22 protein-coding genes are annotated in these 22,127 nt (G+C 68.2%); 9 read left to right on the forward strand and 13 right to left on the reverse strand.

Annotation, left to right across the window (positions count from 1 at the left end; all coding sequences use genetic code 11):
* Positions 1–3: 3 nt before the first annotated feature.
* Positions 4–315, reverse strand: coding sequence for an iron-sulfur cluster biosynthesis protein (locus AB0M65_RS04605; RefSeq protein WP_184893960.1), 312 nt, complete (start codon positions 313–315; stop codon positions 4–6).
* A gap of 298 nt (positions 316–613) precedes the next feature.
* Here AB0M65_RS04605 and AB0M65_RS04610 point away from each other — a divergent pair, with 298 nt between their 5' ends.
* The 4 genes from AB0M65_RS04610 to shbA all read left to right on the forward strand — a co-directional run bounded on the left by AB0M65_RS04610 (position 614) and on the right by shbA (position 2,647).
* The gene (locus AB0M65_RS04610) at positions 614–1,069 is read left to right on the forward strand and encodes a GtrA family protein (protein ID WP_364021341.1); all 456 of its coding nucleotides are present in this window, start codon (positions 614–616) and stop codon (positions 1,067–1,069) included.
* 10 nt (positions 1,070–1,079) lie between these two features.
* Entirely contained in the window at positions 1,080–1,430 is a 351-nt protein-coding gene (locus tag AB0M65_RS04615) for a DUF202 domain-containing protein (RefSeq protein WP_364021344.1), read from the forward strand.
* Between the two features lie 13 nt (positions 1,431–1,443).
* Positions 1,444–1,740: a hypothetical protein gene (locus AB0M65_RS04620; protein ID WP_364021347.1), complete on the forward strand. Its 297-nt coding sequence runs from the start codon at positions 1,444–1,446 to the stop codon at positions 1,738–1,740.
* Positions 1,741–1,990: 250 nt separating this feature from the next.
* Positions 1,991–2,647: an RNA polymerase sigma factor ShbA gene (shbA, locus tag AB0M65_RS04625; protein WP_364021350.1), complete on the forward strand. Its 657-nt coding sequence runs from the start codon at positions 1,991–1,993 to the stop codon at positions 2,645–2,647.
* 156 nt (positions 2,648–2,803) lie between these two features.
* Here the strand turns inward: shbA and AB0M65_RS04630 are convergent, their stop codons facing one another.
* The 4 genes from AB0M65_RS04630 to AB0M65_RS04645 are packed head-to-tail and all read right to left on the reverse strand — an operon-like array spanning position 2,804 to position 6,185.
* On the reverse strand, positions 2,804–4,042 hold the full coding sequence (locus AB0M65_RS04630) for a DUF222 domain-containing protein (protein ID WP_364021353.1): 1,239 nt from the start codon (positions 4,040–4,042) through the stop codon (positions 2,804–2,806).
* A gap of 42 nt (positions 4,043–4,084) precedes the next feature.
* Positions 4,085–4,918: an amidohydrolase family protein gene (locus AB0M65_RS04635; protein WP_364021356.1), complete on the reverse strand. Its 834-nt coding sequence runs from the start codon at positions 4,916–4,918 to the stop codon at positions 4,085–4,087.
* Positions 4,915–5,886 (reverse strand): aldo/keto reductase, encoded by a 972-nt coding sequence (locus AB0M65_RS04640; RefSeq protein WP_364021358.1) that lies wholly within the window; start codon positions 5,884–5,886, stop codon positions 4,915–4,917. Before AB0M65_RS04640 ends, AB0M65_RS04635 begins: the two co-directional genes overlap by 4 nt.
* Positions 5,883–6,185, reverse strand: coding sequence for an L-rhamnose mutarotase (locus AB0M65_RS04645; protein WP_364021361.1), 303 nt, complete (start codon positions 6,183–6,185; stop codon positions 5,883–5,885). The genes AB0M65_RS04640 and AB0M65_RS04645 overlap by 4 nt, the downstream gene beginning before the upstream one ends.
* A 106-nt stretch (positions 6,186–6,291) precedes the next feature.
* Here AB0M65_RS04645 and AB0M65_RS04650 point away from each other — a divergent pair, with 106 nt between their 5' ends.
* Entirely contained in the window at positions 6,292–7,002 is a 711-nt protein-coding gene (locus tag AB0M65_RS04650; RefSeq protein ID WP_364021363.1) for a FadR/GntR family transcriptional regulator, read from the forward strand.
* A 116-nt stretch (positions 7,003–7,118) separates the two neighbouring features.
* On the opposite strand, the gene AB0M65_RS04655 is transcribed toward AB0M65_RS04650, so the two are convergent.
* Genes AB0M65_RS04655 through AB0M65_RS04680 form a run of 6 tightly spaced genes read right to left on the reverse strand, consistent with a single transcriptional unit; the run spans position 7,119 to position 13,650 of the window.
* Positions 7,119–8,138 carry an ABC transporter permease gene (locus AB0M65_RS04655; RefSeq protein ID WP_364021366.1) on the reverse strand — a complete coding sequence of 340 codons (1,020 nt, stop codon included), beginning with the start codon at positions 8,136–8,138 and terminating at the stop codon, positions 7,119–7,121.
* Positions 8,131–9,657, reverse strand: a complete 1,527-nt coding sequence (locus tag AB0M65_RS04660) for a sugar ABC transporter ATP-binding protein (protein WP_364021369.1) — start codon at positions 9,655–9,657, stop codon at positions 8,131–8,133. The genes AB0M65_RS04655 and AB0M65_RS04660 overlap by 8 nt, the downstream gene beginning before the upstream one ends.
* Positions 9,654–10,685 (reverse strand): sugar ABC transporter substrate-binding protein, encoded by a 1,032-nt coding sequence (locus AB0M65_RS04665; RefSeq protein ID WP_364021458.1) that lies wholly within the window; start codon positions 10,683–10,685, stop codon positions 9,654–9,656. The genes AB0M65_RS04660 and AB0M65_RS04665 overlap by 4 nt, the downstream gene beginning before the upstream one ends.
* A gap of 49 nt (positions 10,686–10,734) precedes the next feature.
* Complete coding sequence (locus AB0M65_RS04670) at positions 10,735–11,493, reverse strand: SDR family oxidoreductase (protein WP_364021372.1); 759 nt, start codon at positions 11,491–11,493, stop codon at positions 10,735–10,737.
* Positions 11,486–12,790, reverse strand: coding sequence for an enolase C-terminal domain-like protein (locus AB0M65_RS04675; protein WP_364021375.1), 1,305 nt, complete (start codon positions 12,788–12,790; stop codon positions 11,486–11,488). The genes AB0M65_RS04670 and AB0M65_RS04675 overlap by 8 nt, the downstream gene beginning before the upstream one ends.
* Positions 12,790–13,650 carry a fumarylacetoacetate hydrolase family protein gene (locus tag AB0M65_RS04680; RefSeq protein WP_364021377.1) on the reverse strand — a complete coding sequence of 287 codons (861 nt, stop codon included), beginning with the start codon at positions 13,648–13,650 and terminating at the stop codon, positions 12,790–12,792. The genes AB0M65_RS04675 and AB0M65_RS04680 overlap by 1 nt, the downstream gene beginning before the upstream one ends.
* A gap of 241 nt (positions 13,651–13,891) precedes the next feature.
* On the opposite strand from AB0M65_RS04680, the gene AB0M65_RS04685 reads away from it, so the two are divergent.
* Positions 13,892–15,148, forward strand: coding sequence for a Bcr/CflA family multidrug efflux MFS transporter (locus AB0M65_RS04685; protein WP_364021380.1), 1,257 nt, complete (start codon positions 13,892–13,894; stop codon positions 15,146–15,148).
* Here AB0M65_RS04685 and AB0M65_RS04690 read toward each other — a convergent pair.
* Entirely contained in the window at positions 15,132–16,355 is a 1,224-nt protein-coding gene (locus AB0M65_RS04690) for an FAD-dependent oxidoreductase (protein WP_364021383.1), read from the reverse strand. The two genes, AB0M65_RS04685 and AB0M65_RS04690, sit on opposite strands and share 17 nt — an antisense overlap.
* 195 nt (positions 16,356–16,550) lie before the next feature.
* Between AB0M65_RS04690 and AB0M65_RS04695 the strand changes: the two genes are divergently transcribed.
* From AB0M65_RS04695 to AB0M65_RS04705, 3 genes are all read left to right on the forward strand, one after another.
* A complete protein-coding gene (locus AB0M65_RS04695) occupies positions 16,551–16,769 on the forward strand; it encodes a hypothetical protein (RefSeq protein WP_364021461.1) in 219 nt (72 codons plus the stop codon).
* Positions 16,770–16,827: 58 nt separating this feature from the next.
* On the forward strand, positions 16,828–18,801 hold the full coding sequence (locus tag AB0M65_RS04700; protein ID WP_364021386.1) for an SDR family oxidoreductase: 1,974 nt from the start codon (positions 16,828–16,830) through the stop codon (positions 18,799–18,801).
* 110 nt (positions 18,802–18,911) lie between these two features.
* Positions 18,912–20,720 (forward strand): hypothetical protein, encoded by a 1,809-nt coding sequence (locus AB0M65_RS04705; protein ID WP_364021389.1) that lies wholly within the window; start codon positions 18,912–18,914, stop codon positions 20,718–20,720.
* Here the strand turns inward: AB0M65_RS04705 and AB0M65_RS04710 are convergent.
* Positions 20,717–22,045, reverse strand: coding sequence for a PLP-dependent aminotransferase family protein (locus tag AB0M65_RS04710; protein WP_364021392.1), 1,329 nt, complete (start codon positions 22,043–22,045; stop codon positions 20,717–20,719). The two genes, AB0M65_RS04705 and AB0M65_RS04710, sit on opposite strands and share 4 nt — an antisense overlap.
* Positions 22,046–22,127 lie beyond the last annotated feature (82 nt).

The raw sequence follows: 22,127 nt of genomic DNA on the forward strand, positions 1-22,127 counted from the left end.
GGCTCAGCTGCCGGGCTGGGGCTGAGCCTGCGGGAGTACGGCGAAGGCGACTTCGCCGGTCTCGTCCTGCTGAACGTCGAGCACCTTGTCGTCGAGCAGCGCGGCGGCTTCGGGTTCGAGGAACACCTTCGGGCCGCCATCCGCACCGAGCACCCTGTCGCCACTTTCCGGCTCAGGAGCGACGGAGACCGCGAGCTGGGGACTGTCCCCCTGCTGGGAATGCATCGCGAAACGCAGCCCGCCTCCGTCTTGCCCGTTTTCCTGCCCGGTCAGTGCGGTGATCGCCTCGGCGGCGGCTTCGGTGACAGTAAGCATCTTCGGCCTTCCTTCGTCGCGGTCTTGCACTTGACGGACCACGCTAGGGGGTCCCGTCAGGGTGTGCCGTCTGAGTGAAGATCATTTTTACGCCGACGTGGGGCGACGTTTCCGGCTCCGCTATCGCGTCGTCTCTCCCGCCTCGCCGGGCACTGACCGGGCCGTGCTGTACTCGGCCCGGCCACTGTGGCTTACCCGACGTCCACCCAGGTCAAACGGCCCCCTGTCGCCGGGATCACAGTTCCCAGCAGCTTTACGAGCTTCACAAGTTTGTGAAACAAGGAGTAGCGTCGTCGGTATGACCACCACTAGGTGGGCGCCAGGGCACCGGATCATCCGGCGCGCGCCGGAGCGACACCACGAATTGGGCCATCACGCCGCTTGGTACGTGGTCGCCGGAGTGGTCGCCACCGGCCTGCAGGCAATTCTGTTCCTTGTACTACAGCCGGCACTGGGTCCACAGGTAGCCAATCTGGTCGCGCTCGCGGTCACGACGATCGGGAACACCGAATTCCACCGCCGGGTCACCTTCGCCAACCGGAAGAGTCATCCGGGCAAGCGGCACTTCCAGGACCTCGTGACGTTCGCCTTCTACGCGGCGTACGGCTCGATCGTGCTCGCGTCACTCGACGCGGTGATCACCGAACCGACCGCGCTCGAGCAGACGGGCGCCCTGCTCGCTGCCAGCGTCGTCGGCGGTACCGCGCGCTTCGCGGTCCTTCGCTGGTGGGTCTTCCCTCGCCAGAAGGCCTAGTGTTCGACGCGTGGCAGAGATCAACGGACCGCACGACGGCGGGGCGGAACCCGACTACCGATTCACGCTCGCCAACGAGCGGACCTTCCTCGCCTGGCTGAGGACGGCGCTGGGTCTGCTCGCCGGCGGCGTGGCGGTACACCAGCTGGTGCCGGACCCGTCCGCGCTGAGCACCGTCCTCGCCGGATTGTGCGTCGTACTGGCCGCCGTACTCGCGGCGACCGCGTATCCGCGCTGGCGACAGGTGCAGTCCGCGATGCGCGCGGGGCGGCCGCTGCCGAAGAGCGGAATGCTGCTGGTGCTGACCGCCGGGATTCTGGCGATCACACTGACGGCCGCGGCCTTGGTGGTGTTCTCATGACTGTGATCAGCACGTGAGCGATCACGGAGCGCAAGCGCAACGGACCGGCCTCGCCTGGCGGCGGACCGCGCTCGCGGCTACTGCCTGCACACTCCTGTTACTGCACATGGCCGCGCGGCGAGGCTGGGGAACGGCGGTCATTCCGGTGGCGTTCGCCGGAGCCACGGTGGTCGTCCTGGTCGCCATCGGGTCCATTCGTGAACGGGCACTGCGCGGGACGGAAACCCCGAAATCTCTTAACCCCGCCTTTGCTGTCACCACATCGGCACTCGTCGTAGCGACGGCGGCCGCGTTGATCGCAGTGCGCTAGAGGCCGCGCACGTCCTGCGATCTCGACCGCGGTTTTCCTGACGCAGAGTCTCGGTTGTATTAAGCCGACTCCGTCTAATGGGCTATCTCTAGTTGAAATCTTTACTGCCGTCCGATCGGCGCCTACGATTACGCTGCGTCGCAACGGCGGCAGGTGATTCTGATCTTACGGAGCATCTGCCGGCCTAAATCGTTACGGAGTGTTGGCCCCTCGACAGCGACGGTCGCAGGGTCGGCCGGGGAGGACGACCATGCAAGCACTTTCCCACGCGTCCAGAACCGTCACCCCCGATGCGGTCCCCGGATATACGACTCCGGAGAACCTGCCTCGACCGGGCGGACGGTTGACGAAGGAGGATCTCGATCCCCTTGTCAGGGACGCGGGTGACGGGAATCCGGCGGCGATCCAATCGCTGCTGCGGATGATCGGCCCCGTCGTGGTGCGGTACTGCCGCGCCAGAATGGGCGGCCGCGACCTGTCCTACCTGTCGGCGGACGACGTCGCGCAGGAAGTGTGCATGGCCGTGCTCAAGGCACTGCCCGGTTACCAGGACCGCGGCGGTTCGTTCCTTTATCTCGTGCACGCGATCGCCGCCAACAAGGTCGCCGACGCCTACCGCGCGGTCTCCCGCGACCGGTCGGAGCCGGTACCGGAACTGCCGGAGCGGCCCTTCGCCGACAACGAGCCGGAAACGCACGCCCTGCACCTGGATCTCGGCGCCCGGCTCAGCCGTCTGCTCTCCACTCTTCCGCGAGTGCAGCAGGAAATCCTCGCCCTTCGCATCGCCGTCGGCCTCTCCGCCGCCGAAACCGCCGAAGCACTGGGCATCTCCGCCGGCAACGTGCGTGTGACGCAGCACCGCGCACTGGCCCGCCTGCGGACGATGGTCAATCAGGACGAGTTCTGATCTTTCTTCCCCTGCCGTAGGTCGTTGATCGGCGGCTCTCAGGCGCCCAGACCCCGCGCCGCCCACCTTCTTCCCCCCGGCTTTGTGCCGGCTCTTTGTCATGCCTTCCGATGGGTTCGGTGGGGTCGTGGTGCTGCGGAGTGGCGGCGACAATCCCTAGGCCGCCGGCGGTTCCGCCCGCGGGTCGTGCAAGGGCGGCGGCTTGCTGAAGTAGGTCTGCCCGGTGGGCGTGGTGACCCTCAAGGTCCCGTCTGGCTCAAGCCGGTAAACCCACCCAGGCTCGTCCTTCAGCCGATGGTCACGCCTGCAATACGTGACCAGGTCGGCGACGTTGGTTTCGCCTTGGAACTGCCACGGGATCGAGTGGTCCAGCTCGCAATCCTGGGCGGCGCGGGAGCACCCCGGTCTTCGGCATTCGCGATCCCGCACCCGGACGAACTCGGCTGTCGCCGCGTCCGGGCGATATCGTGTCCGGCTGAGATCCTGGATCTGCCCGCCCACCGGATCGGTGATGATCCGCCGCAGGACGGTGTCGGGTCCGGTGGCGATATGGCGGGCCAGGTCGGCCGGGATGTGGCCGTGCCCGGCCATTTCCACCGGATCGTCGTTCAACCCCAGGTACGTGAACAGGTCCATGTAGAGGAACACCTCGGTCCGCTCCGAAACCCCGCCTTCGCCACCGAGCAGGAGATCCACCGCGACGTCGGCCCGCAACTGGTCCATCGTCCGCGCTTCACCCTGCTTGCGCAGCGCCCACGCTTCCCGGTTGATCCGCTGATACGCCGCGGTGATCTTTTCCGCCGGACCATCCACGACTTCGATGGACGCGACGCCGGCGCCGCCCTGCACGACTGACAGCCGACGGCGCTTCCGGCGTTCGGTGGTCCGGCGAACGGCACCGGCAGGATCGGTTTTCGTCGCGACGTAGTTCGCGGCCCGGCGCACCTGAATACTGTTCTTGTTCGGCAGCCGCGATTCCAGCACCACATCGGCCTTCAGGGAATCCTCGACGGAAAGCCACGACGTCGCCTCAGCGACCTTCTGCGCACCCAAGCCGCTCAGCAACCCGCGGTCCATCAACGACAACGTCCTCGGCAGCCGCGACGTCAACGCGACCCCTGTCGCCACCAACGAACCCGCTGCACCATCCACAAGAGACAACCCGAGGGCCACCTCCTGTGTCACACTCCTCGCCCCGTCGCGCAGCATGCTCAACTGCGACAGGGCTCGGTACCGCACGGCCTCCAACCTTGCGAGCGAAGCTCCGACTTCTTTGGCGACAAGCAGGGAATCCTTGTCATCCAGGGAACTCAAAGCATCGTTGATCACCTCCAGAAGATCCGGATCGGACAGGTCTCTTAGTGCCGCGACGACCGCGGCTCCAGAATCGGTCATGCGGCGAAGCTACAACGAACCACCGACAAAAACAGAAATCCCTTACACAGCAACAGAAAGACGATAAGAACGCCGCGCGGTGCGATCGAAGAACTCCAGCCGCTCCGAGTCGCTCAGCGAGCCGGTCAGCGAGAGCGCGGTGTCCACGACGACCTCGTAGGCGGCAGCCAATTCACAGACAGGCCAGTCGGAGCCGAACATCAGCCGCGAAGCCCCGAAGGACTCCAGGACGTGCTCCGCCCACCGAGTCAGCTGCCCGAGCTTCCACTGTGCCCAGTCCGCTTCGGTGACCAAGCCCGAAAGCTTGCAGTACACGTTGTCCAGGGCGCCCAAAGCCGCGATTCCCTCGGCCCATGGCTGCCATTCCCCGGAAGCGATCGGCGGTTTTCCCGCATGGTCGAGAACGAAAACCTGATCAGGCAACGCCGAAACGGCCGCCAAGGCGGCGGGAAGCTGCGCCGGCTTCACCAACAAGTCGTACGCCAACCCTGCTTCACCGACGGCGGCGAGACCGCGCAGAACATCCGATCGGGTGAGCCACGCGGGGTCCGGCTCGTCTTCCACCTGATGCCGGATCCCCACCAGTGGCCCGGAAAAAGCGGCAAGGCGGTCAGCCACATCGGGAGCGGTGAGGTCGACCCAGCCGACGACACCGGCGACCAAGGGCTCGGCTGAAGCGTATGAAAGGAACTCTCGCGTCTCTTCTTCCGAAGAAACCGTCTGCACCAGCACTGTCCCTTTCACACCCGCGGCCTTGGTCACGGCGCGGAGATCGTCCACTGTGTAAGGACGGCGGATCGGATCAAGCGCCGTGCCCGTCATCCACGGGTATTGCCGTCGCGAAGGGTCCCAAAGATGGTGGTGCGCATCGATCATGACTGTCCCTCCGGTCGCAGGACGGTGTCCTCCCGCAACAGTCCCTCACGGATCAGTTCCGTCCACAACTCGCGTGGCACCGGACGGCGGAATCGTGCGGCGTTGAGCCGGACCTGCCCCGGATCGTGCGCGCCGACGACGACGGAGACCACCGAAGGATGCGCGGCGGGCAACGCCAACGCGGCCTGTGGCAGCTCGACGCCGTGCCGCTCACAGACTTCGGCGATCCGCTGGGCGCGATCCACCAGGTCGGCGGGCGCCTCGGCGTAGTCGTACATCGTGCCCGGCGACGCCGTGGCGAGGATCCCCGCGTTGAACGCACCCCCTGCCACGACGTCGACCCCGCGTTCCTGGCACAACGGCAAAAGATCGTCGAGAGCGGGCTGGTTCAGCAGGGTGTACCGCCCCGCCAGCAGGATCACGTCGAGATCGAACCGGCGGACAAACTCCGCCAGCATCGGCGCCTGGTTCATCCCGGCCCCGATGGCGGCGACGACACCCTGCTCCCGCAGTTCGAGCAGGGCGGGGAACGCGCCATTGACGGTGTCTTCGAAGTGTTCGTCCGGATCGTGCACATAGACGACGTCGACCCGGTCCAAGCCGAGCCGCGCCAGACTGTCGTCAAGCGACCGGAGGATCCCGTCACGGCTGAAGTCCCAGCGGCGTTTGTAGGCCGCGGGAACGACGAAACCCTGCTCGTCCGTGCGTGAGGCGCCGTCCGGATCGGGCTCCAGCACGCGACCGACCTTGGTCGACACCACGTAGTCCGCACGGGAATACGCCGAAAGTGCCGCACCCAGCCGCCGTTCGGACAAGCCGAGACCGTAATGCGGGGCGGTGTCGAAGTACCGGATCCCTTCGTCCCACGCCTGCCGGACGGTCTCTTCGGCCGTTTCGTCGGCGATGGCGTGGTACAGGTTGCCCAGCTGCGCGCAGCCGAGACCGAGCGGGGACAGGGAGATCTTCACGGAAGCTCCCAAACCAGGCCGAGGCCCGAATCGTTACCCGAGTAGTCGTCCTCGACGTCGAGGAGTTCCGACATCCGTGCCTGCCACGGAATGTTGGCCGGATGATCGCGCAGAATCGCCCGCATCCCGGCGTAGTCCTCGACTTCGACCAGGTGGAACAGGTCGAGACCGTCACGCCAGATCCGCCACGAACGCACCCCCGCGGCCCGCAGCGCCTCGTCGAGATCGGCTGGGATGACGGCATGGACCGACTCGTATTCAGCCTCTTTACCCGGCTTCAGCCGGGTGTGGAGTGCCACTCTTTGTAGTGCGACACCGTGGGTCACCGCGCCTCCTCAGTTCGAAACATGGCACTCTGTCAACTAACACTCAAACATCCGAGGTCTTCGGGGAGGGCGGTGGAACATGCCGGTCACCGATGTCGCGATCGACAAGATCAAGGACATGATCATCTCCGGTGAGCTTGCTCCGGGCGACAGGCTGCCGAAGGAGGCAGAACTGGCCCAGCGGCTCGGCCTGTCCCGCAGTTCGCTGCGCGAAGCGGTGAAGGCGTTGTGCCTGATCCGCGTGCTCGACGTCCGCCAGGGCGACGGCACGTACGTCACCAGCCTCGAACCGAATCTCCTCCTCGACGCGATGACGTTCGTGGTGGACTTCCACCGCGACGACACCGTGCTCGACTTCCTCGCCGTCCGCCGGATCCTCGAACCGGCGGCGACGGCGATGGCCGCGATGCACATGAGCGACGAGGACATCGCGGAGCTAGGCCGCCTGCTCGACGAGCTCGCCGACTCGCCGACGGTGGAGGCGCTGGTCGCGAACGACCTGCAGTTCCACCGCAAGATCGCCGACGGCTCCGGCAATCCGGTGCTGTGCTCCCTGCTGGACAGCCTCTCCGGCCCCACCGCGCGCGCCCGCATCTGGCGCGGGCTGACGCAGGAGGGTGCGGTCGCGAAGACCCGCGAGCAGCATTCGGCGATCTACGAGGCCATCGCGGCCCGCGAACCCGAATTGGCGCGTTCCTGGGCCACCGTGCACGTGGCCGGGGTCGAGCAGTGGCTCCGCAACGCCCTCGGCACGGCCGACGACCCGACCGTGGCCGCCGAAGCTTCCTGACACAGCACCCTCCACGGACTTCTGTATTAAGTGGTCGGTTTCGGAAGTCCTTCGGGGTCTCGACGGCCCAGCTTCCCGCTGGACGTACGACCGAAAGGCACTTCCGAAACCAACCACTAAGTCTGGGCTTTCCCGCCCGCATAGCGGGAAATGATCAACGCGACCAGGATGATCACGCCGTAGATCGCCTTCAGCCACTCCGGCGGCACCTGCGCCACCTGCAGCAGGTTGGTGACCGTCTGCAGGAGCAGTACGCCGGTGAGCGCTCCGACCAGCGTGCCCTTCCCGCCATCGAGGGAGACACCGCCGATCACCGCGGCGGCGAACACCTGCAGGATCAGCCCGTCGCCCTGATCGGCGCCGAGCGCGCCGACGTAGCCCGTGTACGCGAGGCCGCCGATCGCGGCCAGCACACCGGCCACGACGAACACGCCCCACGAGATGCGGTCGACCCGGATACCCGCGGCCCGCGCGGCTTCCCGGTTACCACCGATGGCGTACAGCGACCGGCCGATCCGGTGATACCGCAAGCCCAGCCCGAATACGGTGAACAACGCGGCGGCGAGCCACACCGACATCGGCAGCCCGATGAACGTGGTCGTCGCCATGGCGGTGAACACGTCCAACTGGTCGAACAGCGTCTTTCCCTGCGTGGACCCGATCTGCGTACCGCGCAGCACGGTGAGCATCGCCAGCGTGACGATGAAGGCGTTCAACTTCAGCTTGACGATCAGGAACCCGTTCACGAAGCCGACGGCGGCACCGGCCACCAGCACCGCGAGGATGCCCGCGAACCCGGGGATCTCGGTACCGAAGCCCGAAGACGCCACCGGGATCACCAGCATCGCACCCAGCGCGGGTGCCATGCCCATGGTGGATTCCAGTGACAGGTCGAACTTCCCGGTCAGCAGCACGAGTGATTCGCCCAGCACCACCATCGACAGCGCCGCCGAGGCGGACAGGATGCCGACGATGCTGCCGAAGGTCAGGAACGTGTCACTGATCAGTCCTCCGATGATCAGCACCACGATGAGTGCCGGCACCAGGGCGAGTTCACGCAGCCAGCGGAACTTCCGGCGTTTCGGCGGTGGTGCCGCGAACGACGACGCCTTCGGATCGGTCATCACTTCAGTCACCGCGCTCGACTCCTTCGATGTCGGCCACCAGATCGCCGTCGGACCAGCCCGCCTGATGTTCGGCGACCACGGCGCCGGCTCGCAGCACCAGTACCCGGTCGCTCAGGCGAAGGTCGTCCAGTTCGTCGCTGACGAGCAGGACCGCCTTGCCATCGGCCCGCACTCGGTCGACGACCGCGAGCAGGGCTTCCTTTGACTTCACGTCCACGCCCGCGGTCGGGTTGATCAGCACGACCAGCCGCGGATCACCGGCCAGCGCACGGGCCAGGACGACCTTCTGCTGGTTTCCGCCGGAAAGGTCGGATACCGGCTGGTCGGCGTCGGCCGCGACGATGTCGTAATCCTTCAGCGCCTTCGACGCCCGCTCGTACCGGGCGCCCGGCGAGGCGATGCCGGCCTTTCCCATCCGGTCCAAAATCGACAGCGTGGCGTTGTCCATGATCGAGTGGTCCAACACCAGGCCTTCGTGGTGCCGATCCCGCGGAACGCAGCCGATTCCGGCGCGGATCGCGGCCGGGATGTCGCCCGGCTTCAGCGGGTCGCCTTCGACCCGTACCGTCCCTGAGGACGGGGAGCGCAGTCCGTACACGGTTTCGGCGACCTGGTGCTTGCCGCTGGCGTTGCTGCCCGCGAGCCCGATCACCTCGCCGCGGTGGACCCGGAAAGTCACGTCGCGGAAGCCGTCGCCGGAAAGGCCGTCGACGGTCAGTACCTCGTCCGCGTCGGGAGCCAAGGCATCGCGAGTCGTCGCGTCGCGGACGGAAAGGCCGCCCTGTTCCCCGGTCATCGCGTCGATCAACTCGGCGCGGCCGACTTCGGAAACCGGTCCGGTCAGGATGTGCTTCGCGTCGCGAAGCACAGTGACCGCCTGGCAGACCTCGTATACCTCGTGCAGGTGGTGCGAGATGAACAGGAACGTCACCCCGTTCGCCTGCATCTGGCGCATCCGGTCGAAGAGACGCTCGATCGCCTGGCTGTCCAGCTGCGCGGTCGGTTCGTCGAGGACGATGAACCGGGCACCGTAGGAGAGCGCCCGCGCGATCTCGACGAACTGCCGGTCTTCGACCGAAAGCTCCCCGGCCGGGGTGTCGACGTCGACACGGACGTCCCAGGAGTCGAGCAGGTCCCGTGCGTGACGGCGCAACCGCTGCCAGCCGATCGCGAATCCCTTGCCGGACTGGCGATTCAGGAACAGGTTCTCCGCGACGGTCAGCTGCGGGACGACCATCGCGTGCTGGTAGACGCAGGCGACCGCGCGTTTCCAGTCGTCCTGTCTGGACAGCGGTGGCGCCGGGACGCCGCCGAACTCGACCCGCCCGGTGTCCGTCTTGGACAACCCGGTGAGGATGGAGACCAGCGTCGACTTCCCCGCGCCGTTGCGGCCGACGAGCGCGTGCGACTCGCCGGGGTGGACGGTGATGCTGACGTCGGACAACGCCACGGTGGGCCCGTAGCGTTTACCGACGCCCTGTGCGCTGACCACCGGTACGGCGGCGGAGCCGGCGGGCAGCGCGCTCACAGGTTGTTCCCCCAGAGGGCCTTGTCGTCCACGTTGTCCTTGGTGACGACGGGCGCGGGCAGCTGGTCCTCCAGGATGCCGGGCCGGACCTCGACGACGGTGCTGCCGTGGTCGGTCGAGCCTGCCTTGAAGGTCTCTCCCGCCATCGCCTTCTTGACCCAGTACATGCCGAACTTGGCGTAGTCGTCGGCGGGCTGGGACACGGTCGCGTCGAGTTCGCCCGCGCGGATCGCGGCCAGTTCCTGCGGGATCCCGTCGTTGCTGACCAGCACCACATGCTTGGGGTCGCCGACCGGGAAGTACAGGTTCTTGCGCTTGAGCGCCTGCTGCGTCGGCGCCAGGTAGACCCCGCCCGCCTGCATGTAGACGGCCTTGATGTCCGGGTTGGCGGTCAGCAGGCTGTCCAGGCCGGAGGAGGCCTTGTCCGCTTTCCACTCGGCGGCGACCTCCAGCACCTGGACGCCTCCGAACTTCGTCTTCATGCATTGCCGGAACGCCTCGGAGCGGTCGCGGCCGTTGACCGAGGCCAGGTCACCCATGACCTGCACGACCTTGCCCGACGTGACCTTCGCGCCGATCGCCTCGCAGGCCTTGGTGCCGTACGCCTTGTTGTCCGCGCGCACCACCATCGCGACCTTGCCGCTCTCCGGGGCGACGTCGACGGCGACCACCGGGACGCCCTTGTTCTCCGCGGCCTTCAGCCCCGCCACCACCGCGGCCGAGTCGAGCGGCGTCACGACGAGCCCTTTGACGCCCTGGTTGAGCAGGGTGTTGATGTCGGTGATCTGTTTCGCCGAATCGCTGTCCGCGTTGACGGTGGGCAGCGCGTCGACGCCCTGCTCCTTCGCCTTCAGCGGCACATAGTTGTTGTAGGCCTGCCAGAACGGCGAGGTCAGCAACGGGATCGTCGCACCGACCTTGCCGCCTTGGGCCCCGCCGCCACTCGCGGTGGGCGCGTTGTCCTTCGTGGAACCACAGGCCGACAGGGCCAGCCCGAGCGCGGTGGCCGCCGCGGCCATTTTGATCACCCTCGTACGCACCGCATCCTCCTTGATGACAGCGAAACCAGGTAGGGACCTACTTCTGCACCGGACCGCGCGGGCGCAGCCCGTACATCCCGCCGTCCACGGCGAGTGCCGTGCCGGTGGTCGAAGCCGAAAGCGGACTGGCGAGGTACGCGACGGCGTTCGCGACCTCGTCCGCGGTGACCAGCCTGCCCATCGGCTGCCGGGCGGCCAGCGCGGCCCGCTCGGCCGCCGGATCGGTGGCGGAGTCGAGCAGCCTGCCCACCCACGGGGTGTCCGCGGTGCCGGGGCAGACGCAGTTGACGCGGATCTCGTCGGCAAGGTGGTCGGTCGCCATCGCCAGGGTCAGCGAGAGCACCGCGCCCTTGCTGGCCGAGTACAGCGCGCGGTTCGGCAGGCCTGCCCACGCGGCGATCGAGCAGGTGTTGACGATCGCCGCCGACGGTGACTTCCTCAGCTGCGGCAACGCGGCACGCGCCAGCCGCACCATGCCGACGACGTTGATGTCGAGCACGCGGTGCCATTCGTCGTCGTCGTTGGCGGCGACGTCGCCTTGGGCCCCGATCCCGGCGTTGTTGACCAGGATGTCGAGCCTGCCGAAGCGTTCGGCGACAGCGTCGATCGCCGAACGCACCTCCTTGTCGGAGCCGACGTCGCACCGGAATCCGGTGAGGCCCGCGGGGAGGTCGTCCGGCTTCAGGTCAAGCACCGCGACCGTCGCCCCTCGCGAGGCGAGCAGGTCGGCGGTGGCCCGGCCGATCCCGGAGGCGCCACCGGTGACGGCGGCGACGAGGCCTTCGAATTCACTCACTTGCAGTCTCCGTCCACTCTGGACCGTCGGGGAACCGGAACCGGCGCAGGGTCGCGTCGTGCATCCGCGCGGAGAATCCCGGCGCGGACGGGGCAAGGTACCGCCCACCGGTCACGACGGCCGGGTCGGTGAAATGCTCGTGGAGGTGGTCGACCCATTCGATGGACCGGTCGGCGTCCGATCCGGAGACCGCCACGAAGTCGAACATCGACAGGTGACGCACGAGTTCGCACAGGCCCACGCCGCCGGCGTGCGGGCACACCGGGATTCCGAATTTGGCCGCCAGCAACAGGATCGCCAGGTTCTCGTTGAACCCGCCGACCCGGGCGGCGTCCAGTTGCAGCACCGAGATCGCGCCCGCCTGCAGCAGCTGCTTGAACACCACGCGGTTCTGGACGTGCTCGCCGGTGGCCACGCGGATCGGGGAGAGCGCCTTGGCGATCGCGGCGTGCCCGAGGACGTCGTCCGGCGAGGTCGGCTCCTCGATCCAGTACGGGTCGTACGGCGCCAGCGCGGTCATCCAGGTGATCGCGGCCGAGACGTCCCAGCGCTGGTTCGCGTCGACGGCGACGTGGATGTCCGGGCCGACGGTCTCGCGGGCGAGCTTCATCCGGCGGACGTCGTCCCCCAGGTTGCCGCCGACCTTCAGTTTGATCATCTCGAAGCCGTCCGCGACCGCCTGCTCGGCGAGACGGACGAGTTTCGTGTCGGAGTAGCCGAGCCAGCCGGGGGACGTGCTGTACGCGCGGTACCCGTCACGTTCGATACGGGCGATCCGCTCGGCGCGGCCGGGTTCGGCGGCGCGCAGCAGCTCCAGGGCCTCGTTCTCCGTCAATGCGTCGGAAAGGTAGCGAAAGTCGACGAGGGAGACCAGGTCCTCGGGCGACATCTCGGCGGCGAACCGCCACACCGGCAGGCCCGCGACGCGTGCGGCGAGATCCCACGCGGCGTTGACCACCGCGCCGATCGCCATATGCGCGACCCCCTTTTCCGGGCCGAGCCAGCGCAGTTGCGAGTCGCCGACCAGGGTCCGGGACAGGTCGCCGAGTGCGGCCGCGTCCGTGGGGACGTCGCGGCCGACGACATGCGGCTCGAGCGCGCGGATGGCGGCGGCCTGGACGTCGTTGCCGCGTCCGATGGTGAAGGCGAGCCCGTACCCGTCAGGGCCACCGTCGGTGTGGAGCACGACGTACGCGGCCGAGTAGTCCGGGTCCGGGTTCATGGCGTCCGAACCGTCCAGATCCCGCGAGGTGGGGAACCGGACGTCGAGCACCTCCATGCCCACGATCTTGGCCATCACGCCTGCCTGACGGTCTGGCGCTGGCGACCGAGGCCGTCGATCTCAAGCTCGATGACGTCACCCTCCCGCAGGTACGGTTTGGGATCGGGCTGTCCGAGCGCGACACCCTGCGGAGTGCCGGTGTTGATGAGGTCTCCGGGACGCAGCACCATGAACCGGCTCAGGTAGTGCACGATTTCGGCGACCGTGAAGATCATGTCCTTGGTGGACGAGTCCTGCTTCTTCTCGCCGTTGACCCACAACCGCAGGCCGAGGTCCTGCGGGTCGGGCACCTCGTCGGCGGTGACCAGCCACGGGCCGAGCGGGTTGAAGTTCTCGCACGACTTGCCCTTGTCCCACTGGCCGCCGCGTTCGAGCTGGAACTCACGCTCGGACACGTCGTTCGAGACGGTGTACCCGGCGACGTACTCGAGGGCTTCTTCCACGCTGTCGAGGTAGCGCGCGGTCTTGCCGATGACGATGCCGAGCTCGACCTCCCAGTCGGTCTTGGTCGAGCCACGCGGCACGAGCACGTCGTCTTCCGGGCCGACGACGACGTCGGAGGCCTTCATGAAGACGATCGGCTCGGTCGGCACGGCGGCGCCGGACTCCTCGGCGTGCTGCCGGTAGTTGAGGCCGATGCAGACGACCTTGCCGGGCCGGGCGATCGGCGCGCCGACCCTGGCTTCGGCGAATCCGGGACCGGCTTCCGGCAGCTCACCGGCGGCGAGCGCGGCCGCGACCCTGGCGACACCGTCGCTCGCGAAGAAGCTGCCATCGATGTCGGCGGTCAGTCCCGCGAGGTCGCGCAGCGTGCCATCCCCGGCACGTACGAACGGACGCTCACTTCCCGGCTCCCCGAGACGCAACAGCTGCACGGATTTTCCTTTCCGGCCGAACCGTCAGGAATCGACGGCTCCAACAGCAACGAACAGACATCCGATGTATACCCGACTACCTCCGGCAAGATCTAGAGGTCGTCCGGATTTGGGTGGAAAATTGATCGGATCAGTGGACGGCGAACCGGCAATTTCCCTCGTGGCATGAATCACATCAGGAATAGTTACCTACTCTAAGCAAGTTGTTGGCTTCGGAACCATGTCCGGGGGAAGGAAGAGCATGACCATCGCGCCCGAGCGAGTGGAAGAAATCGTCACACGACCGAGTACGACCGGGCGTGCCCGGTTCGTCCTGATCCTCGGCGGCCTGTCCGCCTTCGGGCCCCTGTCGATCGACATGTACCTGCCCGCACTGCCGCAGATGGCGGGTGAACTGCGCGCCACGGACTCGACCGTCCAGCTGACGCTGAGCGCGTTCATCATCGGGCTCGCCCTCGGCCAGCTGATCCTCGGACCACTGTCCGACGCGATCGGCCGCCGCAAGCCGCTCGTCGCCGGCCTCGCGCTCTACCTGGTCGGTTCGGTGCTGTGCGCCCTCGCCCCGAGCGCCGACCTGCTCATCGCCGCCCGTGCCGTCCAGGCGTTCGGCGCCGCGGCCGGCATCGTGATCGCCAGGGCGACCGTGCGCGACCTCTACTCCGGCACCGCGATGACGAAGTTCTTCTCGCTGCTCATGCTGGTCAACGGGCTCGCCCCGATCCTGGCGCCGATCATCGGCGGCCAGATCCTGAACTGGACGTCCTGGCGCGGTGTGTTCGTCTGCCTGACCGTGTTCGGCGCGATCCTGCTCGCCGTCGTCTTCTTCCTGCTGCCGGAACCCCTGCCGGAGGAACGCCGCACGCCGGCGCGCTTCGGCTCGGTGATGCGGACGTACGCGAGCCTGCTCGCCGACCGGAGTTTTCTCGGCTACGCGCTGGCGTCCGGGCTCATGTTCGGCAGCCTGTTCGCCTATATCTCCGGCTCGTCCTTCGCGTTGCAGGGCGTCTACGGCCTCAGCCCGCAGGACTACAGCCTGGTGTTCGGGCTCAACGGCATCGGCATCGTGCTCGTCGGCCAGCTGAACGGCCGGATCGTCGGACGCTTCCCGGAACGGACACTGCTGACTGTCGGCCTGATCGTCGCGGCCGTCGCCGGATTCGGCGTGCTGATCGCGGTGGCGATGGGCCTCAGCCTGGTCGGGCTGCTGATCCCGCTGTTCATCCTGGTGTCGAGCATCGGCATGGTCGCCCCGAACGCGAGTTCGCTCGCACTGGCCGAGCAGGCGCGGTCCGCCGGTTCGGCTTCGGCGCTGCTGGGCGTGCTGCAGTTCGTCGTCGGCGGGCTCGCGACGCCGCTGGTCGGGCTGGGTGGCGCGGGGACCGCGGTCCCGATGGGGATCACGATGGCGGGCTTCGGGGTTTTGGCGCTGCTGGCCTTCGTGACCATGACGCGGCCCGCACGGCTCGTGGCGCCGGAGCCGGTCACCCAAGAGACTTGAGGTCCGCCGTCTGCAGCTGATCCGCCGTCACCGTCGCCCGTCCCTCGACCAGGGCCTTCAACGCGTCCCCGTCATCCCACTGGTTGACGTTCATCGCGGCCGTCACCTGTCCGTCCCGTAACCAGAACGCCGTGAAGTCCCGCGCCGCGAGGTCCCCGCGGACGACGAGTTCGTCGCTTTCGGGGTCGGCGAGGCCGCGGTATTCGCAGCCCAGGTCGTATTGGTCCGAAAAGAAATACGGGCTCCGCAGGTACGGCTCGTTCTCCCCGAGCAGGTTCCCGGCGACATGCTCACCCTGCCACTTCGCGTTCGACCAGTGCTCGACACGGACGCGTTTTCCGTAGCGGGGATGGAATTGCGCGGCGATGTCGCCGATCGCGTAGACGTCGGGAGCGGCGGTCCGCAGTCCGGCGTCGGCGCAGACACCGCCATCGTCGGACAGTTCCAGTCCGGCGGCGTGCGCCAGGTCGACCCGCGGTGCGGCGCCGACGGCCACCAGGACGACGTCGGCGCGCAGTTCCTCGCCGTTCCGCAGGCGGACACCGGTCACCCCGTCGAGTCCTCCGGTGAACTCGGCGACGCCTTCACCCAGCCGCCAGTTCACGCCGTGCTCGGTGTGGAGATTCTTGAACACGCCGGACACCTGTTCACCCAGTACCGCCAGCAGTGGCGAGCCGACCTGGTCGACCACGGTCACCTCGGCGCCGTGTTCCCTGGCGGCCGCCGCGGCCTCGGTCCCGATCCAGCCGGCACCGACGATCACCACCCGTCCGGCGTCCTTGAACGCCGAACGCAGGGCCAGCGCGTCGTCGAGGGTGCGCAAAGTGTGCATCCCCGGCAGGTCGCCGCCGGGCACCGGAAGCGGCCGCGGCTGCGATCCGGTGGCGAGGACGAGCCGGTCGAAGCGGTGCTCACCGGCGACGTCGTCGAGTACGAGCCGGGTACCGAGTTCGATCCTGGTCGCGGTCGCCCCGGGTTTGTACTCGATGTCCTTCGCTTCGTAGAAACCGGCGTCGTGCACCCAATCGGGTTCGTCGGTGTTGCCCAGCAGAAGGCCCTTGGACAACGGCGGCAGCTCGTACGGGGGATGGGTATCAGAACCGAGCAGTAGGATCTCACCCGCGTAGCCGCGTTCTCGCAGCGCCCCGGCGGCCGTCGCCCCGGCCAGGCCGGCACCGACGATGACGATCTTCCTGGGTTCGGACATTCGTGACCTCCCAAGCAGTCCCGCTCCGGACGCTACTCCGGTTCAGCCCCATCCGGCCCAGTGGAAGCGGATGTCGATCACGAACAGCTCGCTCGGTTAACCCATCAGCAGGAATGTCGGATAACCCGCGTCACGGCCCGGAAACCGGCCCGTCCCAGCCACGGACAAGAAAGGGAGACCATGAGCACTGGAAGGATGAGGACCTTGGCACCCCGGGACGAATGGTCGGTCGGCTGCCGGGATCTGGCAGGCAGGCGCAGGGACGTGACGGTGTTCGTGAGCAGCGACAAGATCGTGCTCGTGGCGCCACCCGGGGAAGCCGCCGTTCTCGGGCCGCTGGACGTCGGGCGCCTGCGCGCCGCGCTCCGCGACGCCGTGGTCGCGGTGGCACGACATCCGGATCACAGTGCATGACAACTACCGTTCCTACTCCTGAGTAAGTTAGAGTCGGCTCCGAGGGAAGGAGCCGGCCATGACCACCTACTTCGTGACGGGCGCGACGGGCTTTCTGGGTAAACGCCTGGTCGCGCGCCTACTGCGGCGACCCGAGACCGTAGCCGTCCATGTACTCGTGAGGGAGACCTCGCGCGGGAAGCTCCCGAGCCACGAGAAGCTCGTTCCCGTCACCGGCGATCTGACCGAACCCACGCTGGGTGTCGACCCGGCCGAAGTGGGACCCCTCGACCACGTCGTTCACCTCGGCGCGATCTACGACCTCACCGCGAGCGAAGCCGCCAACCGCGCGGCCAACGTCGACGGCACCCGCAACGTCCTGGAGTTCGCCGCCGCCGCGAACGCCGGGCTCCTGCACCACGTCTCCTCCATCGCGGTGGCGGGCCGATACGCCGGCCGCTTCACCGAAGCCGATTTCGACCTCGGCCAGAGCTTCGCGTCGCCGTACCACGCGACGAAGTTCGAGGCCGAGAAACTCGTGCGCCGCCACGGGAAAACGCCGTTCCGGGTGTACCGGCCGTCCGCCGTCGCCGGCGATTCGCGCACCGGCGAGATGGACAAGATCGACGGCCCGTACTACTTCCTCCCCGCGATCTCGCGCCTCGCCACGCTGCCCCGCCGCTTCCCGCTGGCGGCTCCCGATCTCGGTGCGACGAACCTCGTCCCGGTCGACTACGTCGTCGAAGCGATCGAGCACCTCATGCACGCCGACGCGCCGAGTGGCAGCACCTATCACCTCGCGTCGCCGCGGCCTCAGCCGCTACATGAGGTCTACAACGCCTTCGCGCGGGTCGCGGGCGGGCCGAAGATCTCCGCCGTCCTCCCCGCCCGGCCGTCCGGAGCGCTGAAACGCGCCGGAACCCGCTTGGCGAGGTCCGCGGCGGCCGGGTTCGACCGCGTTCCCGGCGGACGTTCCGCCCGCGCGGCGGTGCTGAAGGAACTCGGCATCCCGCTCGAAGTCCTGCCGCATCTGAGCATGGAGGTCGACTTCGACACCGCCGCGACCACCGCGGCACTCGAAGGCAGCGGAATCTCCTTGCCCCCGTTGAAGGAGTACGCCGGTCCGCTGTACCGCTACTGGCTCGAACACCTGGACCCCGATCGCGGCCGCCGCCGCCCGGGGCCGGAACCGTTGAGCGGCCGCAAGGTGCTGATCACCGGCGCCTCGTCGGGCATCGGGCGCTCGTCCGCGCTGGCCGTCGCCGCGAAGGGCGGCGAAGTGATCCTCGTGGCCAGGCGCACCGACGAACTCGAAGACGTCCGCGAGCAGATCGTCGCGGCGGGTGGCAAGGCGTCCGCGTACCCGTGCGACCTCACCGACGGCGACGCCGTCGACGCGCTGGTCAAGGACGTGCTCGCCGCGCACGGCGCGGTCGACATGCTGGTCAACAACGCGGGCCGTTCGATCCGCCGCTCGCTTTCGCTGTCCACCGAACGGTTCCACGATTTCGAGCGCACGATGGCGATCAACTACTTCGGCCCGGTGCGGCTGATCCTCGGCCTGCTGCCCTCGATGACCGAACGCGGATTCGGCCATGTCGTCAACGTGACCACACAAGGACTGCAGACCGACACACCGCGGTTTTCCGCTTACCTGGCCTCGAAGGCCGCGCTGGAGAAGTTCGGGCTGACCGCCGGACGGGAAACGCTTTCCGACGGGATCACCTTCACCTCGGTGCGGATGCCGCTGGTGCGCACCGACATGATCGCGCCGACCGGCTCCTACCGCGGCATGCCGGCGAGTTCACCCGAGCGCGCCGCCGGACTCGTCGTCAAGGCATTGGAAGAACGGCCGGAGATCTTGAACCTGCCGGAGGGTAAGGCCGCCGAACTGGTGACGCTCGTCGCACCCAAGACGGCGCGGTTCTTCGCTCACCTCGTCTACCGGGCGATGCCGGAATCCGCACCGGAAACCCGTGGCCTGGCACGGAAGGCCCCACTCGCCTCGGTGGCGGGCGCGGTCACCCGGCTGGTCTGGCGCCGCCGTCCCTGACGTCCTCGCGGCCGGGCTCGATCGGGGGACGCCCCCGGCCGCTACCATCGGTTTCCGATACGCCGGGGTCGGCGGGCACGGGCCGAGGTAGGACGAGCGGGAGGGGCAGTGTGGACGTCGCCAGTCCCCCGCTGTCGACCGGGCCGGACGCCGCGGTGGTACGTCCGTCCAGGACAGTGCTGCGGCTTTCCCTGCACGCGGCCTGGGTACTCGCGCTCGCCGTCGCCACCGAACTCCGGGTGGGACGCTTCGGTTTCCACCCGTCGGATCAGGGTTTCATCCTCGCCCAGGCGTGGCGCGTGCTGCACGGCGAAGTGCCGCATTCCGACATCATCTCCGCGCGGCCGCTGGGTTCGGCGTTCCTGCACATCGTCGACTTCGTCCTGCCCGGACCACTGTTCTTCGTCTCCAGCGTGCTCAGCATGGTGGAGATCATCCTGGCGACCATCGCGTTCGCGGTACTGGTCACCCGGCGTCGCGTCCGCGACTGGGGGCCCGGACTCACCGGGCTGACGGCGGCCGCGGCGCTGCTGAACCTCAACGCGTTCCCGCTGATGGCTTGGCACACGATCGACGGGATCTTCCTGACCGCCTGCGGTGCCTGGGCACTGGATTCCGGGCTGCGCAACGGGAAGGCGTGGCCGCGACGGCTCGGGCTGGTCCTGCTGGGTGCCGCCGTGTTCGTCAAGCAGAGCTTCGCGCCGGCTCCGGTGATCGCGCTGGTTTGGCTGCTACTGCACCCTTCGACGCGGGAAGGCGCGTTCCGCACCGGCCGCTGGTGGGGACGGCTGGCATGGGATCTGCTGGCGCTCGGCGCCTTTCTCGTGCTCTACCTCGGAATCGTCGCGCTCGACGGCGGGCTCGGCGCGATGGCAGAACAACTCACCGGCGGCCTGCCCGCCTACGGCCAACGGCTTCTCGGGCTGTGGCTGGAGAATCCCGAAACCCTCACAGAGCCACCGGTACGAGGCCTGACTCTTTTCGCGGTCGCGGGCGTATTCCTCGCTTTGGCGGGGATCTTCCGCGAACGGGCGGGCCTCGCCGGCGCGATCTTCGCGCGGCTGCTGCTACTGGCCGGGGTCGCGGTGGTGGTCGGCACCGTCGTCGACGGGCATTTCACCGGCGCGTCGCGCTGGGCGGACGTCCTCTGGTGGATCCTCGGTGTCGCGTTGCTGGTGAACTGGATGTCGACGCGGCGGTTCCCGAGGATGGGCACGCTGGTCTTCGCGACCGGGTTCATGACCAGTTTGTCCTGGGGGAACGACACCCCGACACTGTTCACCGGAACACTGGCACTGACCGCGATCCTGCTGCTGGCTGACGCGCTGCCGCCGGTGCCCGCGCCGCCTCGCTGGGCAGGCCTGACCGGCGCGACGGCGATGGGCCTGGTCGCGGTGCTGGCGTCGGGCTGGGCCGTGATCGCGCACCACGACGAAGCCGCGTACCTCGACATGGCACGCGAAAAGCTGACCGGGGACCTCGGCACGGTGACGCCGTCGATGCGCGGCATCCGGACGAATCCGGGCACCTTCACCTACGTCTCCCAGATCCGGGACTGCGTCACGCGGTTCCCCGCCGCGCGCACGGCGGTCCTGCCCGACAACCCGTTCGCCTATCCCGCTTTCGGGCTGCGCAACCCGTTCCCGCTGGAATGGCCGCTGCCGCTGGAGATCGTCGCCGACGCACCGCAACGGATGCTCGCGACCGCGGACGGGCTCAACCGCGACGGCGACTACCTGGTGCTGTTCCAGACCGTGGACATGCCGACGCTGACCAGGGGCGGGCCCGTACCCGCCGAGGTCACGCCGGATACGCCGATCTTCGACTATCTGGGGATGGAGAAGGCCCTTCGGTCGCGGCTGACCGGGCAGACCGTCATCTGCGGCAGCTTCATCGGGAAATGGGCACCGGCGCGCTAGTCGACCCCCGCGTCTTCGGGGCGTCCGGCGGCCAGTCCGGCGAGGACGTCCAAAGCGGCCGCCAGCACCTCGATGGGCGGCGACGACACCGCGAGCCGCACGGCGTTCGGCGCGTGTCCCGGGACGACGGCGAACGCGGCGGCGGGGGTGACCGCGATCCCCCGGCGCGCGGCCGCGGCGACGAAGGTTTCCGCGCGCCAGTGCTCCGGGAGTTCCCACCAGCAGTGATACGCCTGGGGATCCGCGCGCAGGGTGAACCCGGCCAGCCGCGCCGCCGTCACCCGCTGGCGTTCCGCGGCGTCGAGGCGTTTCGCCCGTTCGACGGTTTCCAGCGTGCCCCCGGTGATCCACCGGGTGGCCGCTTCGAGGGCGAACCGGGGCGCGACCCAGCCGCCCGAACGCACCGAGGCCGCCAGCCGCTCCGTCCATTCCGCCGGGACGGCGAGAAACCCGGTGGTCAGCCCGGGTGCCAGGCGTTTGGACATACTGTCGGTGAATACCGTGCGTTCCGGCGCGAACGTCGCGAACGGACGGATCTCGGGCCGGAGGAAGGTGTAGATCCCGTCTTCGATCACCGGGATGTCCATGCGGCGCACGGTTTCCGCGAGTTCCCGGCGGCGCTCCTCGTCCATTGTGGACCCCAGCGGGTTGTGCAGCGTCGGCTGGACGTACAGCGCGCGTACGGGTGCGGCGGCGTGGGCGGCTTCGAGTGCTTCGGGCACGAGGCCCTGGTCGTCGGTCTCGATGGGCGCCAGCTGGACGCCGAGCCGTCCGGCGAGTGCCTTGACCACGGGATACGTGATGGCCTCGACGGCGAGTCGTTCCCCCATCGGCACGAAGGTGGCGATGGCGGCAGCGATGGCTTCGCGGCCACTTCCCGCGAAGAGGACTTCGGGCGTCCAACCGTCCTTCGCGAACAGTCCGGCGACGGCGTCCCTGGCCTGCTTCGAGCCGCTGACGCTCCCCGGCCGCAGCGCCGCTGTCAGGACGTCTTCGCGCAGGAGTGGCTCCAGTGCCTTGCCGACGAGCGCGGATTGCTCCGGGAGGACGGCGAAGTTCAGTTCGAGGTCGATCGTCGCGCCGCCCGGCTCGGCGAGCGCGGTCTCCAACGGCGGCTTCGCGGCGCGGATGAACGTGCCCCGGCCGACCTCGCCGACGACGACGCCTCGGCGCACGAGCTCGCCGTACACCCTGGCGGCGGTCGAGTTCGCGATGCCGCGATCGCGGGCGAAGCGTCGCTGCGGCGGCAGCCGGTCGCCGGGACGGAGCCTGCCGGCCTCGACGTCGGCGGCGATTTCGCCCGCGACTATCCGGTAGTCCTCCATGACCTCACCTCGATCGCACCGAGCCCGCTCGCGGGATCGCACTCGGATAGTGCCACCGAGAACCGGTGTGGGACGACTGCGA

Origin of the sequence: Amycolatopsis sp. NPDC051071, from assembly GCF_040682875.1 — a bacterium.
GTDB lineage: Bacteria > Actinomycetota > Actinomycetes > Mycobacteriales > Pseudonocardiaceae > Amycolatopsis.